General features: G+C 44.5%; 16 protein-coding genes. 11 read left to right on the top strand and 5 right to left on the bottom strand.

The window, feature by feature from the left end; genetic code table 11:
• Positions 1–98 precede the first annotated feature (98 nt).
• Both AACR75_RS04580 and queF read right to left on the bottom strand, forming a co-directional pair.
• On the bottom strand, positions 99–2366 hold the full coding sequence (locus tag AACR75_RS04580; RefSeq protein WP_047688885.1) for a tetratricopeptide repeat protein: 2268 nt from the start codon (positions 2364–2366) through the stop codon (positions 99–101).
• 14 nt (positions 2367–2380) lie between these two features.
• Positions 2381–3226: an NADPH-dependent 7-cyano-7-deazaguanine reductase QueF gene (gene queF / locus AACR75_RS04575; RefSeq protein WP_047688883.1), complete on the bottom strand. Its 846-nt coding sequence runs from the start codon at positions 3224–3226 to the stop codon at positions 2381–2383.
• 98 nt (positions 3227–3324) lie between these two features.
• Here queF and syd point away from each other — a divergent pair, with 98 nt between their 5' ends.
• On the top strand, positions 3325–3870 hold the full coding sequence (gene syd / locus AACR75_RS04570; protein WP_047688882.1) for a SecY-interacting protein: 546 nt from the start codon (positions 3325–3327) through the stop codon (positions 3868–3870).
• Positions 3871–3872: 2 nt separating this feature from the next.
• Positions 3873–4649 carry a Zn-ribbon-containing protein gene (locus tag AACR75_RS04565; protein WP_047688879.1) on the top strand — a complete coding sequence of 259 codons (777 nt, stop codon included), beginning with the start codon at positions 3873–3875 and terminating at the stop codon, positions 4647–4649.
• Between the two features lie 93 nt (positions 4650–4742).
• Here the strand turns inward: AACR75_RS04565 and AACR75_RS04560 are convergent, their stop codons facing one another.
• From AACR75_RS04560 to metN, 3 genes are read right to left on the bottom strand one after another with little or no spacing between them, the layout of a single operon-like run.
• On the bottom strand, positions 4743–5552 hold the full coding sequence (locus AACR75_RS04560; RefSeq protein ID WP_013857385.1) for a MetQ/NlpA family lipoprotein: 810 nt from the start codon (positions 5550–5552) through the stop codon (positions 4743–4745).
• Positions 5553–5601: 49 nt separating this feature from the next.
• Entirely contained in the window at positions 5602–6279 is a 678-nt protein-coding gene (locus AACR75_RS04555; RefSeq protein WP_017044205.1) for a methionine ABC transporter permease, read from the bottom strand.
• Complete coding sequence (gene metN, locus AACR75_RS04550) at positions 6269–7303, bottom strand: methionine ABC transporter ATP-binding protein MetN (protein WP_013857383.1); 1035 nt, start codon at positions 7301–7303, stop codon at positions 6269–6271. Before metN ends, AACR75_RS04555 begins: the two co-directional genes overlap by 11 nt.
• 197 nt (positions 7304–7500) lie before the next feature.
• On the opposite strand from metN, the gene gmhB reads away from it, so the two are divergent.
• From gmhB to AACR75_RS04505, 9 genes are all read left to right on the top strand, one after another.
• Positions 7501–8052: a D-glycero-beta-D-manno-heptose 1,7-bisphosphate 7-phosphatase gene (gene gmhB, locus AACR75_RS04545; RefSeq protein WP_013857382.1), complete on the top strand. Its 552-nt coding sequence runs from the start codon at positions 7501–7503 to the stop codon at positions 8050–8052.
• A 28-nt stretch (positions 8053–8080) separates the two neighbouring features.
• Positions 8081–8431 carry an MliC family protein gene (locus tag AACR75_RS04540; protein ID WP_047688876.1) on the top strand — a complete coding sequence of 117 codons (351 nt, stop codon included), beginning with the start codon at positions 8081–8083 and terminating at the stop codon, positions 8429–8431.
• Positions 8432–8486: 55 nt separating this feature from the next.
• Entirely contained in the window at positions 8487–9434 is a 948-nt protein-coding gene (gene treR, locus AACR75_RS04535) for a trehalose operon repressor TreR (protein WP_013857380.1), read from the top strand.
• A 167-nt stretch (positions 9435–9601) separates the two neighbouring features.
• On the top strand, positions 9602–11026 hold the full coding sequence (gene treB / locus AACR75_RS04530) for a PTS trehalose transporter subunit IIBC (RefSeq protein WP_026027679.1): 1425 nt from the start codon (positions 9602–9604) through the stop codon (positions 11024–11026).
• 61 nt (positions 11027–11087) lie between these two features.
• Positions 11088–12779, top strand: a complete 1692-nt coding sequence (treC, locus tag AACR75_RS04525; RefSeq protein ID WP_047688872.1) for an alpha,alpha-phosphotrehalase — start codon at positions 11088–11090, stop codon at positions 12777–12779.
• 257 nt (positions 12780–13036) lie between these two features.
• The gene (locus AACR75_RS04520; protein ID WP_017044211.1) at positions 13037–13759 is read left to right on the top strand and encodes a winged helix-turn-helix domain-containing protein; all 723 of its coding nucleotides are present in this window, start codon (positions 13037–13039) and stop codon (positions 13757–13759) included.
• Positions 13750–15384: an ATP-binding protein gene (locus tag AACR75_RS04515; RefSeq protein ID WP_081989718.1), complete on the top strand. Its 1635-nt coding sequence runs from the start codon at positions 13750–13752 to the stop codon at positions 15382–15384. The genes AACR75_RS04520 and AACR75_RS04515 overlap by 10 nt, the downstream gene beginning before the upstream one ends.
• A gap of 76 nt (positions 15385–15460) precedes the next feature.
• Positions 15461–15697, top strand: coding sequence for a hypothetical protein (locus AACR75_RS04510; RefSeq protein WP_047688867.1), 237 nt, complete (start codon positions 15461–15463; stop codon positions 15695–15697).
• 22 nt (positions 15698–15719) lie between these two features.
• On the top strand, positions 15720–16487 hold the full coding sequence (locus tag AACR75_RS04505) for a PKD domain-containing protein (RefSeq protein WP_047688864.1): 768 nt from the start codon (positions 15720–15722) through the stop codon (positions 16485–16487).
• The last annotated feature ends 175 nt before the right edge of the window (positions 16488–16662 follow it).

Below are 16662 nucleotides of genomic sequence, written 5' to 3'. Positions count from 1 at the left end.
CTAAACTGCGAGGATCGTTAGGATCCTATTAATTGATTTATCGATAATAACAAATTAATTGCCCACGTCACTGCTTTAACACATTGAATGCCGAGTAATTACCCATCTTTTAGGAGTTTTTTGATGCTCTCCTCATTCTTATAAGAAGAATGCACTTTTATCAACCCTTGATTGATGGCGTGCTTGCATGATTTGCGAATATTGTTGGAGGCAAAACTAGCGGCTGGAGCGTTATCGATCGCTTTTAAGTAGACCCAATGGCTTGCTCCTTCTCTCATGCTTAGCTCACGAGCAGTGTTGGTTGCCATCAGCAGAATATCGAGCAGCTCTTTATCATTAATCGCCATATAAGCTCTTGGCAAAAAGGGGTAGTCGGCGATGCCCATCCGTATTGTACGGTTTAAGCGACGTTCAGGTTGAAATTCATCTATCCATTGCTGAATTTGATCGAATGCGATTTCAGGCAGTGTATTGCGATCGGCATTCGGTTCGATATAGAGCAGATTGGAATCTGAAAAGTGATAAATCCGATTCGGTTCTTTGATTTTCGATTTTAAAAACTGACCAAATTGATGCTCCAATTCTAAGCCAGCTGAATAGCCATGTTCTAAGTACATGTTGCGCAGAAAGGGGATATCAATCATCAAAAAGCGGAGGCGATCACTCAGTGGCTCGTGGATGAGTTCACCAATATACCACGGCTCAAAATGACGGCTGCTTTTTTGCATCGCTGAAGGAAGCTTAGCATTGAGCATGCGCAAGTTACGCAAGCGAGAGCGAGAATGGGTAAAGAGCGTGCTGTTGAGTTCATCGATTTCTTCATTTTGCAACTGGATAAGGTAGCCTCTACGCAGTAGCAGTAAAAATAAAATAATGGAGATGATAAACAGAATAAAGGCGATCTTTTTGAACTTATTATACTCTTCTTGAGTTTTGAGCAGCGCTTTTTCTTGCCCGACCAGATGTAAGGTTTGTTCTACAAACTCTTTTTGCTGACGAAAAGCATCTTCACTGATTTGGTTGAGTTTTTCTTGGCGTATTTGCGATAGTGCATTGCTGCGTTTTATGTTCTCTAAGGCCTGTGCGTACTGACCGTTTTGCTCATAACCCAAGGCCAGTAACCGATAGGCATGCTCTTCAATCTCTTCATCTTGCATCGTTTTAGCAACGCTTAAGGCGTGTTGAGCGTTGCTGATGACCACATCGGCTTGTTTTTGGTGAAAGGCCAATCCTGAATGCAGTAAGTAAGCCTGTGCCTTTAAACGAGGATAATCTTTCAGCTCAAGCAAGTCTTCAGCGCGAGTGAGATACTGGTCAGTTAATGGGTAGTTATAGAGACTAAGGTAGGTCGCCGCCAAACTAATACGCACTTCAATGACTTTTTCCAGATCATTGCGGCTCGTTTCGTGATCGATCACGTTGAAGTAGTGAACGAGCGCTAGATTGTATTTACCTTGCTGGTAATAGACATCGCCCATACGTTGCAATACATCAGCCAAGGCTGGCGACTTGTTATAGCCGTCATAAAAATCGGCGGCTTGAGACAAATGCTCTAAAGCCTTATCGAGCACTTTTCTTTCAAAAAAAAGCTGAGCCAGCAAGGTATTAGTTTTAGCGAGTAGGGCGCTTGAGTTGTTTTCAATCGCACCCCAGTAGGCAACTAGCAACTCAGATAAAGCACGATTGTAAAAGCCATGAGTGAGAAAATGTTGACCAATAACAATCTGATATTCAATCACGGTTTTCGGTGAGGAGATCGAATCAATGTAAGGCTTTAGGTCAGCAAAAAGCTTATTGGCCAGTTCGATATCATTGGCTTTTGAAGCAATTTCTGCTTTGAGCAGGGTAATTTTATAATCGAGACCTTTTGCCACTTGATCCGCATTTTTGATGGCATCATATTGAATGCTGATCGCGCGTAGCGCCTGCCGAGCGGCGCTTGCATCATTATTATTGAGCCAAATTAGGCGAGTTTTGAGTATTTGTACATCCGTGGCTAAATAAGGTAATTGATAGTGTTGCGTGAGCTCTTCAGCAAGTTTTAACGCGGCCAGTGCGGCATCCATATTGTGCAACTGGAACTCTGCTTTGGCTAAAATCTTTAACGCATCAACGCTGCTGCCCGGTGTTCGAATCCGACTGTCGCTTTCATCGCGCGCCATCACTGATGATGATTTTTCTGATTTTTCGGCCAACTTGCGCTGAGTCAGATACTCAGTGGCTAGGGTTTTGGCTTGATTCGGTGAGATATCAATCAACCCATTGGCTTCATTTAACATTGGCGACGAGTAGATAGTGGCTTGTGAAGCCAATGAAAACAGAGCCAGAGTTAAACTGAGCAAAAGTGTCCAGCGCACGTTGATCATCCTAATGCTAATCCTTATTGACGGGCCATACGTTGGTTATGTGTTGGCCGTTCTTGTTCGGTTGAGCGAAATGGGTTGATATCCAAACCGCCGCGGCGAGTGTATCGAGCGTATACTGTTAACTGTATCGGTTGGCAGTATTGCATAATGTCGGTGAAGATGCGCTCTACACACTGTTCGTGGAACTCATTATGTTCACGAAATGAGACGAGATAACGTAACAGTGCTTCTCGATCAATTTGTTGACCTTGATAATGAATTTCGACGCTGCCCCAGTCGGGTTGATTGGTTATTAAACAGTTCGATTTCAGTAAATGGCTGTGCAGTGTTTCATTGACTTGCTCACCACGCGCGGCACTTTTCAGTAAGCTGGCATCAAATTGGTAACTTTCAATCTCAATATCTTGTCCATCAATGCATTCACCCTGCATAGTTACAATCGCTTGGCCAGTGTAATCGGTCACCGGGTTGAGAGTGACACTAACTGGCGCGCCGGCACAGGCCGATAAATCGTTGGTTAAGCGCTGCGTTACTTCATCCCAACTGGCTATTTTGCTTTGGTTATAGCTATTGAGGTAGAGCTTAAAGGATTTAGATTCAATCAAACTAGCACTTGTTGCAGGGATAGAAACCTCGCCAATTGCCACTTGTGGTAACCCTTTTTCATTGAGCCAAGAGAGCTCGTACAAAGTCCAAATGTCACAGCCTTTAAACGGTAAGCTATCCCCCAAATGCAGATCATCACGGTTTAAGCTACGAGGGACAGGTTGCAGTAAGCTTGGATCGTACTGTTTGGCGTAGTCGGTTTTTTTGCCAAGGGTTAACCCTGCCAGCGCTTTGGCATCGGAATATTTGCTCATACTTTCACGTCAATTCGATTAGAATAAGCAGAATTTTACGCAATCCTAGGGTTGCTGTCATCACACAAGGCAGCGACTCATCAATTTTGGAGCACTTCATGGCACAAACTGCCGAGCAAGCCTTACTTTCATTTACTCAACGTTATCTTGACGCTTACCAAACAAAGCATGGCGAGTCTCCTCGTAATGATGAGTTGGCTGAGTTGGATTCCCCTTGCGCAGTGATGAACGACCAAGACAGTGTACTGTGGAAGCCCGTCGTCAGATCGGTTGCAGCTGATTTTTCTAACGTAGAAGCAGCGATTGAATTGACTCTACATTCTGATATTAAAGCCTTTTATGGCGTACAGTTTTGTGCGGACATGCCCGCTAAATGGCAAGGCAACGAGCTCGCTCTATTGCAAGTGTGGAGTGAGGATGATTTTGTTCGTTTGCAGGAAAATATCCTCGGTCATTTGGTGACTCAGCGCCGACTAAAACTCAAACCAACCGTGTTTATTGGTGCAACCGATGCGGAGATGGATGTAATTTCGATCTGTAACCTTTCTGGACATGTGATTTTAGAACGTTTAGGTACCGATAAACGCGACGTGCTGGCCGAAAGTGTGGCCGAGTTTTTCGCTAATTTAGAACCTGTGGTGTAACGATGTACGTGGTTGAATTGCAGTTTGAGTGTTTTGATAACACGACTATCTCGGCGGTAGATAAAGCGATTAATGGCCTAATGGATGCATTACGCTATAACGGTCAAGTGCTTGGGCGTGAATTCCCCATCGTGATAGGAGAGGGCGAGTTCTTTGTGCGGGTGGTTTGCCCAGAGCAAGAAAGCTTACACCCTAAGTATCATTCTGATTTTGTTAGGGTGTGCCTGAGTCGCTTGACGGAGGCTAGTTTGCTGGCTCCGAAAGCCCGTTTGTTGGGGCGCGATCTTAATTCCGAGCAAGCCGCAGATGATGTTTTGCCTAGCTGGCAGATACTTTACACCACTTATGTACACACTTGTTCTCCGCTGCGCAGTGGTGACACATTGCTGCCGATCCCTTTATATCGTAATTCTGCGACCTTAAATGGCGATCATAAAGCGGTGATCAAATGGCAAACAGAGTGGCAGGCGTGTGATGAACTTCAGATGGCGGGTGGTTGCCGAGCAGAACACGCTGCATTGCACGAGATTTGCGATGTGGACAGTGTGCTGTTTATTAGAGGATGGGATTTACGAGGACGAATTGAGTTTTTGACTCACATCCCTACTTATTACTATCAGTATCGAGTTGGCGGCCAGAGCCTAGCGGACGAACAAGCCAGAAAATGCCCGAAATGTGGGGGAGAGTGGCTACTCGATGAACTGCTGCACGACATTTTCCATTTTAAGTGCGACCCGTGCCGTATGGTGTCCAATATGTCTTGGGATCATATTAAGTAAACAGGTGCGTGTTGTTGATACGAAAAAGCCGATACATCGCGTATCGGCTTTTCTGTTTTTATAGGCTTTTTGCACAGGTAATAGGTTTATTAATTACCAGCCTTTTACTGCGCCACCGTCAAAAATTTTCGAAGCGGCTTGGTACACTTCTTCTGTTTGGTAGGCTTTAACAAAGTTAGTCACGTTTTCAGCATTCAGATTTTCTGCACGAGAAACAATGATATTGACATAAGGTGACTCTTTATCTTCAACGAACACACCATCTTTTTCAGGCGTTAGATTGATTGAGCTGGCGTAGGTCGTGTTGATGATCGAGAGCGTAACGTCGTCAAGTGAACGAGGCAGTTGCGCGGCATCTAACTCAACAATAGTGATGTTTTTTGGGTTGGCGACCACATCACGTACCGTTGCCAGTAGGCCTGCTCCGTCACGTAGAGTGATAAGGCCTTGCTGTTCTAGCAGCAGTAAAGAGCGACCAAGGTTGGTTGGATCGTTAGGTACCGCAATACGAGAGCCATCTTGAATCTCATCAACCGATTTCACTTGTTTTGAATAGCCAGCAATCGGGTAAACAAAGGTGTTACCTGCAATCGCTAATTTGTAACCGCGGTCAGCGATCTGTTGATCAAGGTATGGCTTGTGTTGGAATGCATTGATATCAATCGAACCATCATCCAGTGCCGCATTAGGAGTAACATAGTCGGTAAACGTTACGAGTTCTACATCTAGGTTGTATTTTTCTTTTGCAATTTTTGCTGCAACTTCAGCAACTTGTGCTTCAGCACCGGCAATGACACCCACTTTGATTTTATTGTTGTCGACCGCTTTTTCACCACAGCCTGCCAGCACGAGTGCTGAAGCGCTAACGGCGAGGGTAAGTAGAGCTTTAAGGCTAAATTTCATGATTAACTCCTTGTTATAAAACGAATCTGTGTTTTAACTTTATTGTGATTTAACGGTGGTCGACACGGCGGACAAACTTATCGCCAATCGATTGAATAATTTGTACTAAGACAATCAACATCACCACGGTGACCGTCATGATGCCTAAGTCGTAGCGATGAAAGCCGTAACGAATAGCGACATCGCCCAAGCCACCGCCGCCAACGGTTCCGGCCATGGCAGAGTAACTTACTAGAGTGACCATAGTGATGGTGACTGAGTTGACAATCGTTGGTAGTGCTTCAGGAAGCAACACTTTACGAATAATTTGGATCGGCGTAGCCCCCATTGACTGCGCAGCTTCGACCAAACCAGTGGGCACTTCCAGCAATGCACTTTCAATTAAACGAGCGACAAATGGAATTGCGCCAATCGTCAGCGGCACAATGGCCGCCGTGGTGCCAATAAACGTACCGACAAGCAGTTTTGTCACCGGAATAATGGCCACCATAAGCACCAAAAATGGCACGGAGCGACCAATGTTGACGATGGCACCAAGAATGCGGTTCAGCTGAGTGTTTTCGAGAAGGCCGCCTTTTTTGGTGGTATGTAAAATAACCCCTAGTGGAATACCAACCACGAAACCGACGATGCCCGCGACAGCGACCATGTAGAGTGTTTGCCAGGTTGCCATCAGTAGAAGATCGCCATTCAGGTTTAACCAAGCGGTGATGGTGTTAAAGGACATAACCAAGTACCTCTACTTTTACGTTGTTTTCGCGAAGAAATTCAAGAGCGGCCGTATCGTCCGACTCATTACCAAACAGTTCAGCGACCATCATGCCGAATTTAACGCCACCAGCGTAATCAAGGTCAGAACTTAATATACTGACATCAATATTAAATTTACGGGCAATTTGTGTCATCAAGGGAGCATCAACCGTTGCGCCTGTAAACTCTAATCGCACCAGCGGGTAGCTACCTTTTACGCGAGTGGCTTGCAGGCGAGCTTGGTAATCTTCCGGAATTGATAAATCGAGCGTTGAGCGAATAAATTGATGAGCTAAGGCGGTTTTAGGGTGAGCAAAAATCTCGCCAACTGTGCCTTTTTCAACCAGTTCACCGTCGCCAATAATCGCCACTTCGTGGCAAATACTTTTTACCACATCCATTTCGTGAGTAATTAGCAAAATGGTGATATTGAGTGTGCGGTTGATCTCTTTCAATAGCTCTAAAATCGATTGAGTTGTCGCAGGATCAAGCGCACTGGTTGCTTCGTCACACAGCAATACTTTTGGATCAGAGGCGAGTGCTCGCGCTATTGCAACACGTTGCTTTTGACCACCACTCAGATTTGCAGGATAAGTTTCGCGCTTATCCGTCAGGCCGACCAGTTGCAACAGCTCTGACACTTTCTTTTCAATGCTATTTTTTTCGACACCAGCCAGCTCAAGTGGCAGAGCAACGTTGTCAAATACCGTACGTGATGAAAGCAAATTGAAGTGTTGAAAGATCATGCCAATGTTGCGACGAGCTTGGCTGAGTTCTGATTTGCTCAGTTGAGTTAAATCAACGCCATCAACCACAACCGAACCTGTTGTTGGAGCTTCTAGCATGTTGACACAGCGAATCAGCGTACTTTTCCCTGCACCTGACGAGCCAATTACACCAAAAATAGTGCCTTGCTTAATGTGAAGATTAATCTCTTTCAAAGCATGAATTTCCTTATTGCCTTGATAGAAAACTTTATTTACTTGATTAATTTGAATCATCGGAAAACCTGTGCAGGGATAACAGAATAAAATGTTGAACTCTCTCTCACTTGTTGGACGATGCTATGGCTTAACTTGATTTAAGTCAATAGATATTTTTACGTCTAGACGTCTAAACGCTTTGGTGAATTAGGTAGTGATGAAAAAAATAAAGCGTGTAATAATCATCATATCTGGCGTGATATGAGAGAGTTATTTTGGCTAAACCTGCAGTGTTTTTAGATCGCGATGGCGTGATCAACGTTGACCATGGCTATGTTCATGATGAGCATGATTTTGAGTTTATTGATGGTGTATTTGAAGCCACTAAGAAGTTTCAAGACATGGGGTATTTGCTGGTTTTGGTGACCAACCAATCAGGTATCGCTCGTGGGAAATTTAGTGAAGAGCGCTTTTTATCTTTAACGCAATGGATGGACTGGAATTTTGCCGATCACGGTGTCGAGTTTGATGGTATTTATTACTGCCCGCACCATGCTGAGCACGGTGAAGGTAAGTATAAAGAAGAGTGTGATTGCCGCAAACCCAAGCCTGGTATGTTTATCTCCGCACGGGACTTTCTTGATATCGATATGGAAAAATCCGTGATGATAGGCGATAAAGCTGAAGATATGATGGCTGCACAAGCCGCAGGTGTTGGTACTCGTGTGTTAGTGCGTACCGGTAAACCCGTTACTGAGCAGGGTGAATTACTCGCCACCGTGGTACTTGATAGTATTCGCGATGTCCCTGCTTTTCTTGCACCGTAAAAATTCCCCCCCCTTTGTGGAAGGCAATATGAATAAATCATTTCTCTTTGTTGGATTTGTTGGATTTGTTGGTTTTTTAGCAGCATGCTCACCACATTACGCGAATGATTCGCGCGTTGAAAGTGAGAACCTGTTCCAGCATTATCAATGTCGTTCTGGTGAGCATTTTGATGTTGCGTATATTGAGCAACAGTCAGCCGTTCTCCGTATTGCCGATCGCGAATATACATTAATACAAATTCCAGCCGCCTCTGGCGCAAAGTATGTGATCGACGATAGCGAGCAAACTCAGCCTCAAACCGTGCTTTTACATACGAAAGGCGATGAGGCTTTGCTCGAAGTGGGATCAACGACTTATCAAGGCTGTATCACTCAATAATTCATTTAAGATAAGCGCATGCTATCTTCCATTTTTATTTACGCTATAGGTTCGCATGAGCAGAAAACTGACTATCTTGGATATTGCAAAACTGTCTGGTGTTGGTAAATCGACGGTTTCTCGTGTATTGACGAACGACCCAAAAGTGAAGCCTGAAACACGAGCAAAAGTGGAACGCGTTATCCAAGATTCTGGGTATGTGCCACTGAAATCGGCTCAGTTAATGCGTGGTGGCAGTGAAAAAGTGATTGGCGTGATTATCTCACGCCTTGAGTCACCGTCTGAAAACCGTGCCGTGGGGCGAATGCTACAGGTGTTGTATCAAAATGGGTACGATGTGGTGATTATGGAAAGCCAGTTTGATCGCACTAAAACGAACGAGCACCTTGAGGTTTTACATAAGCGTAATGTGGATGGTGTAATTGTATTTGGTTTTACCGATCTCGATATCACACAACTCAACCTATGGGCATCGCGAGCGGTTGTGATTGCGATGGATGCCGATAAAGTCTCATCGATTAACTATGACAATTATGGTGTTATTCAAGGCGCGCTTGCTCATTTGACTTCGAAAAATCGAGTTCATATTTCCTACATTGGGGTCGATCCTAGCGATAAAACGACAGGTAAATTACGTTTAGATTCGTACTTAGATTGGTGCAAACAAAGTGGATGCACTCCCAATTATCGCACTGGACGTTTGCATCATGAAAGTGCCTACCAACTGGTTGATGAAGTGCTGAATGATCAGACTCAAGCTATCGTGTGCGCCAGTGACACTCTGGCACTTGGCGTGATTAAACGTCTCCAAGAATTGGGCCGAGATGATATCGCCGTCACTGGTGTGGGTGGTAATGAGCTGCTCTCTTTTCTTTTCCCTAATATTTATAGTATTGATCCTGGCTATGCTCAAGCGGGAGAAAAAGCAGCTAATTTATTGATTTTACAGCTTAATAATGAAATGAACCCTGCACACATCACTCAACAACCGCTAACAAGCTAACTCCTTATTTCTTAAAGTGAATTACAATTAGTCTGTGATCTTATTCAATTAATGGGATTGTTCCCATTTTTACCTTTTATTATCTATGTCAATATTGCACTTGTAGGTGGGAATGTTCCCATTAAAAAGAAAAACAGACAGTATTCCAATATAGGGTGGGCAAAAGTATGGCCAAGATAGCGAAGCAAGACGTGATACGTCTTATCGAGCTGGTAGGTGGTAAAGAGAACATCGCCAGTGTGAGTCACTGTTTGACTCGTTTACGCTTTGTTTTAAATGATACCGACAAGGCGGATAAAAAAGGACTAGAACAGCTGAGTATGGTTAAAGGGTGTTTTACCAATGCTGGGCAGTTTCAAGTTGTGATTGGTACTGAGGTGGACGAAGTTTACGCCATCTTAATCGGGCTTTCAGGCAAAGAAGCCGTTTCTAAAGATGAAGCGAAGAAAGCCGCTCGCCAAAACATGAACTTTTTAGAGCGTGGCATTTCGCATCTTGCGGAAATCTTTGTTCCTTTGCTGCCAGCGATCATCACCGGCGGTTTAATCCTCGGTTTTCGTAATGTCATTGGCGACATTCGTATGTTCGATGGCAAAACCTTGGTTGAAATTAGCCAATTTTGGGCCACGGTTCATTCTTTCTTATGGTTAATTGGCGAGGCTATTTTCTTCTTCCTACCGGTTGGTGTTTGTTGGTCAACGGTGAAAAAGTTGGGTGGAACACCGATACTAGGTATTACTTTGGGTGTGACTCTGGTTTCGCCTCAATTAATGAATGCTTATCTGATCGGTAAGCAGATGCCCGAAGTGTGGGATTTTGGCTTGTTTGTGATAGAGAAAGTCGGCTATCAAGCTCAGGTGATTCCTGCGATGTTGGCGGGTGTTGCTCTGGCGTTTATTGAGACAAACTTAAAGCGCATCATCCCTTCTTATCTTTACCTCGTTGTTGTGCCGTTTATCTCTATCATATTGTCCGTTATTTTGGCCCACGCTTTAATTGGTCCATTTGGTCGCGTATTGGGCGATGGCGTCGCGTTTGCGGCTAAAGCTGCAATGACTGGCGATTTTGCGGTTATCGGTTCAATGGTGTTCGGTTTCTTGTATGCGCCACTGGTCATTACCGGGATTCACCACACCACCAACGCGGTGGATCTGCAATTGATGCAAGAAATGGGTGGTACGCCAATTTGGCCACTGATTGCACTGTCAAATATTGCTCAAGCGTCTGCGGTCGTCGGTATCATCTTTATCAGTAAAAAACACGGTGAGCGAGACATCTCTGTTCCTGCGGCTATTTCGGCTTATTTGGGTGTGACAGAGCCAGCGATGTATGGTGTCAACTTAAAGTACAAGTTCCCAATGCTAAGCGCCATGATTGGTAGTGCTATTGCAGCCGCAATTTGTGGTAGTGCAGGGGTGATGGCGAATGGCATCGGTGTGGGTGGTTTACCAGGTATTCTTTCGATTCAACCACAATACTGGGGTATTTACGGCATCGCGATGCTGGTGGCGATGGCCGTCCCAATTCTGCTTACTCTGTTTTTATACAAACGAGCTCAAGCTAAAGGCGAGCTAGAGCCAGCAAGTGCATAACCTTTCATTCGAGTGGTGAGTTTTCACCACTCATTTTCATTTTGGTAAGTGAGTTGTCAATATGGTTATAACCAAGAGTGATAGTCAGTGGTGGAAAACTGCGACCATCTATCAGATTTATCCCAAAAGTTTTTGTGATAGCGGCAATAAAGGAACGGGAGATATCAAAGGGATCATCTCTAAACTGGATTACTTGCACCGCTTGGGAATTGATGCCATTTGGCTGACACCCATTTATTCATCTCCGATGGTTGATAACGGTTATGACATTTCGGATTATTACAGTGTCAATCCTCAATTCGGTAGCATGCAAGATTTTGATGAACTGCTGGCTCAAGCTCATCAAAGAGGTATCCGCATTATTATGGATATTGTGGTTAACCACACCTCAACCGAGCACGCTTGGTTTCAGTCGGCGTTGGGTGATAAATCAAGTCCGTATCGTGACTATTATATTTGGCAAGACCCGATTAATGGTCAGGCTCCAAATAATTGGCAGTCAAAGTTTGGTGGTAGTGCATGGGCGTTAGATGACGCAACTGGGCAATATTATCTGCACCTATTTGCCAAAGAGCAGGCGGATCTAAATTGGGAAAATCCTCAAGTTCGTGAGGAAGTGAAGCAAGTGATTCGTTTTTGGGCCGAAAAAGGGGTGGATGGTTTTCGTCTCGATGTGATCAATTTAATCTCAAAAGCGCAGGATTTCAGTGATGATCACCAAGGTGATGGACGCCGTTTTTATACCGATGGCCCGCGCGTGCATGAATTTTTACAAGAGATCAGCCAAGCGGTTTTCCAACAGTACGGCAGTGTCACCGTGGGGGAAATGTCCTCAACAACGCTTGAACATTGCCAACAATATTCACGCTTGGACGGCAAAGAGCTGTCGATGGTGTTTAACTTCCACCATTTAAAAGTGGATTATCCGAACGGTGAAAAATGGACGAAAGCACCATTTGATTTCTTGCAATTGAAGCAGATTTTCAACCATTGGCAAACGGGTTTAAATGGTAAAGGGTGGGGAGCACTTTTTTGGTGTAACCATGATCAACCTCGTATCGTGAGCCGTTTAGGGGATGATCAACGTTATCGCGTTGAGTCGGCAAAAATGTTGGCCGCATCGATTCATATGATGCAAGGCACGCCTTATGTTTATCAAGGTGAAGAAATTGGCATGACCAATCCCGGCTACACCGCTATTGAACAGTACCGAGATGTGGAAAGTACTAACATTTACGACATCATGGTGAACCAGCAAGGGGTAAGTCATGAAGCGATGATGGCCATTCTTGCACAAAAATCCCGTGACAATTCTCGCACGCCAATGCAATGGAATGCAGAGCGTTTTGCTGGTTTTAGCCAAGGTCAGCCTTGGCTAGACATCGCAGAAAACTATCAAGAATTGAATGCGCAACGGGCGTTAGCTGATGAGCAATCGGTGTTCTATTTCTACCAAGAGTTGATAGCGCTGCGCAAAAAAATCGGTGTAATTACCGATGGTGATTACACCGATTTACTACCCGATCATAAAGAGATTTTTGCCTACCAGCGACGCAACGCGAAACAGGTGCTGATCTGTATCAATAACTATTATGGCGTTGACACCGAATGCGTGCTGCCAAAAGAGTTACCGATTGAGAAAGCAAAATACCTGTTAGGCAACTATACAGATATAAAACCACTCAAAGTTTTGGAACATCAAGTGCTTCGTCCGTATGAAACACGCGTAATTTTGTTCGATTTAGTATCCTGATTGAGTCCTACCCCTATAGATTCAGTCATTTTTCAGCCCCGAATTTTCGGGGCTTTTTTATAGACTCTGTTTATGAGTCACGGCCCAATGGTACTTTCTTCGTACTCTTATTGATTCAACGCGGTAGGTTCGGCTGTTGATGATTTGTTTAATGTTTTAACAACACCACAACTTTGTTGCTTGGTCACAATTAGTCACACAAAGATGAAACACAATCCGCTATAGTTTGCGTTCTTAGCAAACGGATGTGAAACACAATGAACAGTACTCTCTCCCCCTCTTATCGAGTGGTTCTCGTTGAAGACGATTTAGAACTCTCGGAACTGATCAAAGACTTTCTCAACCACTATGAGTTTTGTGTCTCAACGGTTGCGGATGGGATTCAAGCCGTTGATCGGATTTTGGATGAGCAACCTGATTTAGTCATTCTGGATATTATGCTACCAGGGCAAAGTGGTATGGATGTCTGCCGCGCTGTCCGAGATCAATACCACGGTATGATCTTAATGCAAACGGCGTTGGACGATGATATTGATCAGGTGATGGGGTTGGAACTGGGTGCCGATGACTATGTTGTTAAGCAGGTTAAGCCCCGTTTGCTACTGTCACGTATTCGAGCTTTACTTCGGAGGCAAGCAAGAGGAAGTCAAAGTGACAAATATGAATTGTGCATAGGTAGCTTGTGGATGAATTTGCAACATCGAGCGGTATTACTTGAGCAGCAGCCTATAAAACTCACGACCAGCGAGTTTGAGCTTTTGTATCTACTCGCCCAACATGTAGGCACCATTGTCACGAGAGATGATATCGCTCAGCATGTGCGTGGTTTTGAATATGATGGTTTAGATCGCTCAATTGATCGTCGTATATCACGCTTGCGGCGTGCGCTCGGAGATGATCCTAATGAACCTAAGTTGATAAAAACGGTTCGAGGTAAAGGATATCAGCTCTGCGCTGTATCGGAAGGGAAGTGGTCATGATTCGATCTTTTTGGGTACTCTGGGTAGCTGTGTTTCTGCCGATCTTATTACTCAGTATTCCCACGCAATTTAATCCGATCCCATATCTTAGCCGCAGTATCTCTGAAGAGTTTTATAAGCCTGTCTATCAGAGTAACTTTACGTTTCTATCTGAAAAATTGCGTCAAGCGCCTCAAGCTGAGTGGACAACGATTATTGACGGCTATGCTAAGCATTTCAGTTACCCACTTCGATTAGAGGCATTAGACAGTTACCACGCCTCCCCAGAAGTTTATCAAGCGTTGCAAAAAGGCGAGATCATTTTCCAAGATGGTGATCCTATGGCACTTTTGCAAAGAGTGCTGAACAGTGACAAAGTGCTCTATTTCGCGATCAATGAACCGAGAGAACTCGCTGCGCTTAACCAGTCCAGAGGCACATTATACCTCGCGGTAGAAGATCTCCGTAGCCAACCTCGTACTCAATGGCAAACCAGTATTGCTGAGCAAAATAGCCGAATACCTTTAGAGTTGAGTCTATTGCAAGAGCAAGATTTGTCACCCATCGAGCGAACCAAATTGCTGGCTGATAAAGAGCAGATGACCAGCTATATCAATCAACAAGGCAGCATGATCTTATTGGCTGCGGTGGATGAGAATACGTGGTTATGCGTCGAGGACAATATTTCCTACCAAACCCAATTAAAGCTCACCACGGCTATCGGCGGTTTCTTTTTTTTAGCCATTTCTGTGGCCTTAGTTATGTGGATTTATCCTTTATGGCGAGATCTGAAACGTCTGGTAAAAACGGCGAATGAATTTGGCCAAGGAGTATTATCTCGTAGAGCGACGACATCTCGGCTTTCCGTGGTCTCTCAGCTCAGTCATTCTTTTAATAATATGGCAAATAACATCGAAAAGCTGATTGCCAGCCAAAGAACCTTAACCAACGCCGTGGCGCATGATTTACGAACACCGCTCTACCGTTTACGCTTTGCATTTGAAATGCTTGAGGATGAAGACATTGCCTTAAGCCAGAAAGAAAAATACCGCCAAGTAATTCACTCCAGTATTGAAGATCTCGATCATTTGATTAACCAGACACTTGTTTTGTCGCGCTATAACCGCATCACGGATATTCGCCATTTTTCTTATTGCCACTTTGCCGACAATTTGGTTGCAGAAGCGGAGCATTTCCAGCTTGAAAACCCGCAACTCACATTGCGTGTCAGCGTGTTGGATTCGTTGCGACAGCAAACGATATTTGTCGATAATCGAGCTTTATTGCGGGCCGTTAAAAACTTGCTGAGTAATGCCGCGCGATTTGCGCAGCAAGAGATCCATCTCTCGTTGAACGAATCTGATGGGCAACTTTTTTTGGTGGTCGAAGACGATGGCCCCGGTATTGCGCCAGATGATATTGAACGTATTTTTGAGCCCTTTACTCAAGTGAATAATCAAGAGCGTAATAGTGAAAAAGGTCATGGTCTTGGGCTGGCGATTGTTAAACAGATCACTCGTTGGCATCAAGGCAAGGTTAGAGTAAAAGTAAATGGTTCAGCATTAGGGGGCGCATGTTTTGAACTGCAATGGCCGAAACAGATTTCTTTACCTAATGTGACCAAACTGGATACAAATGGTCAATAAACTGCTGACGATTTATTTGTATTGAGAATGCTACCTTGAATGGGTCGGTGAATCAGACCGCTCACAAGGAGTAAGCATGAATACCAAACTATTAGCGCTGTTTTTAAGCGGCGTATTTTTCTCATCCACCAGTGCCACTAAACCGATGGAATGGATCTCAGCCTTCAGCGATGGGGTCCGCTTAAATGACCAGCTCAGCCAAACCAATACGCAATCGAATGTGATGATGGATTACGCGCAACAAGATGCTGCAATGTATTTGGACGGTAGTGAAGTCGCCTTTCTTTCCACCAGTACCAGTTACCTCTTCTAATGCTTAATCACAGGAAAATATTATGTTTAAGTTAAACCAGTTGTTCGTGATCCTGAGTGTGCTCGCACTTATCGTGGGATGTAAAGCCGATGATTTGAAAGATGCGGATAAGCTGACTAAGCCTACGGTTAATGCTGGTGCTGATCAGATGTTAATACTGCCAGTAAATAGTATTACGTTGAGCGGAACGGCGAAATCTGAGTTATCAATATATGAAATTAAAACGAAGTCTTGGCGTCAAGTTTCTGGGCCTCAATCGCTTACCTTGATCAATGCAGATTCTCTGAAAGCAACGGCGTTTTATCCTACGATTGCTGGCACGTATGTTTTTGAATTATCAGTTCAAGACAGTGGTGGAAGAAGCAACAGTGACCAAATGCAGGTGATCATTCAGGCGGCCGCGCAAAGCATGCAGCGAGCCTATATGCAGCAGGTTGATGTCGTTGCTTGGCAGTATGCTGATAGGAACCAAGGCATGCTGAGCTTTAGTGATTTAGATTCGGTTTCTTTAACCGAAGTGGACACTCAATTAGAGCATGCGCTGGCCTCACTCAATAGCGCAGCTGAGTTTGAGCTGCATTTTGCCGCCAATGCTGGGGGAAATATACAAACGGCTTTGCTGTTATTGAATGCCCTTTCTGCTCAAGGAATTCCGATTTGTTTAAGTGAAAGTTCATCTTGCCACTCTTTGGAACAAGGGTTTTTATTGCAGACTGAACTGCCAGAGAGTATCAGTTGCAGTGATGCACAAAGCTGTGTTACCGCTCTACTTCAGTATATTGAGGGTTAACTAGACTACTTAGTGACGTCAGTTTATAGAGCTATGATGTAAAGAAACGAAAAAGCCAGCTCGAAAGCTGGCTTTTTATCGTTCTCAATCGAGAAAATATGGTGGAGGGGGACGGATTCGAACCATCGAAGGCGGAGCCGGCAGATTTACAGTCTGCTCCCTTTGGCCACTCGGG

The organism is Vibrio sp. ZOR0018 (assembly GCF_963865925.1).
Classification (GTDB): domain Bacteria; phylum Pseudomonadota; class Gammaproteobacteria; order Enterobacterales; family Vibrionaceae; genus Vibrio; species Vibrio anguillarum.
Note: the sequence above shows the minus strand (reverse complement) of the source record. Positions and strands in the feature narration are given on the sequence as shown.

Excerpts from the sequence above, each read along its gene's own strand:
- treB (WP_026027679.1), top strand. The coding sequence starts at position 9,602 with ATGGCCAAGATAGCGAAGCAAGACGTGATACGTCTTATCGAGCTGGTA.
- AACR75_RS04520 (WP_017044211.1), top strand. The coding sequence starts at position 13,037 with ATGAACAGTACTCTCTCCCCCTCTTATCGAGTGGTTCTCGTTGAAGAC.
- syd (WP_047688882.1), top strand. The coding sequence starts at position 3,325 with ATGGCACAAACTGCCGAGCAAGCCTTACTTTCATTTACTCAACGTTAT.
- treR (WP_013857380.1), top strand. The coding sequence starts at position 8,487 with ATGAGCAGAAAACTGACTATCTTGGATATTGCAAAACTGTCTGGTGTT.
- AACR75_RS04510 (WP_047688867.1), top strand. The coding sequence starts at position 15,461 with ATGAATACCAAACTATTAGCGCTGTTTTTAAGCGGCGTATTTTTCTCA.
- AACR75_RS04555 (WP_017044205.1), bottom strand. The coding sequence starts at position 6,279 with ATGTCCTTTAACACCATCACCGCTTGGTTAAACCTGAATGGCGATCTT.
- treC (WP_047688872.1), top strand. The coding sequence starts at position 11,088 with ATGGTTATAACCAAGAGTGATAGTCAGTGGTGGAAAACTGCGACCATC.
- AACR75_RS04540 (WP_047688876.1), top strand. The coding sequence starts at position 8,081 with ATGAATAAATCATTTCTCTTTGTTGGATTTGTTGGATTTGTTGGTTTT.
- AACR75_RS04505 (WP_047688864.1), top strand. The coding sequence starts at position 15,720 with ATGTTTAAGTTAAACCAGTTGTTCGTGATCCTGAGTGTGCTCGCACTT.
- metN (WP_013857383.1), bottom strand. The coding sequence starts at position 7,303 with ATGATTCAAATTAATCAAGTAAATAAAGTTTTCTATCAAGGCAATAAG.
- queF (WP_047688883.1), bottom strand. The coding sequence starts at position 3,226 with ATGAGCAAATATTCCGATGCCAAAGCGCTGGCAGGGTTAACCCTTGGC.
- AACR75_RS04560 (WP_013857385.1), bottom strand. The coding sequence starts at position 5,552 with ATGAAATTTAGCCTTAAAGCTCTACTTACCCTCGCCGTTAGCGCTTCA.
- AACR75_RS04565 (WP_047688879.1), top strand. The coding sequence starts at position 3,873 with ATGTACGTGGTTGAATTGCAGTTTGAGTGTTTTGATAACACGACTATC.
- AACR75_RS04580 (WP_047688885.1), bottom strand. The coding sequence starts at position 2,366 with ATGATCAACGTGCGCTGGACACTTTTGCTCAGTTTAACTCTGGCTCTG.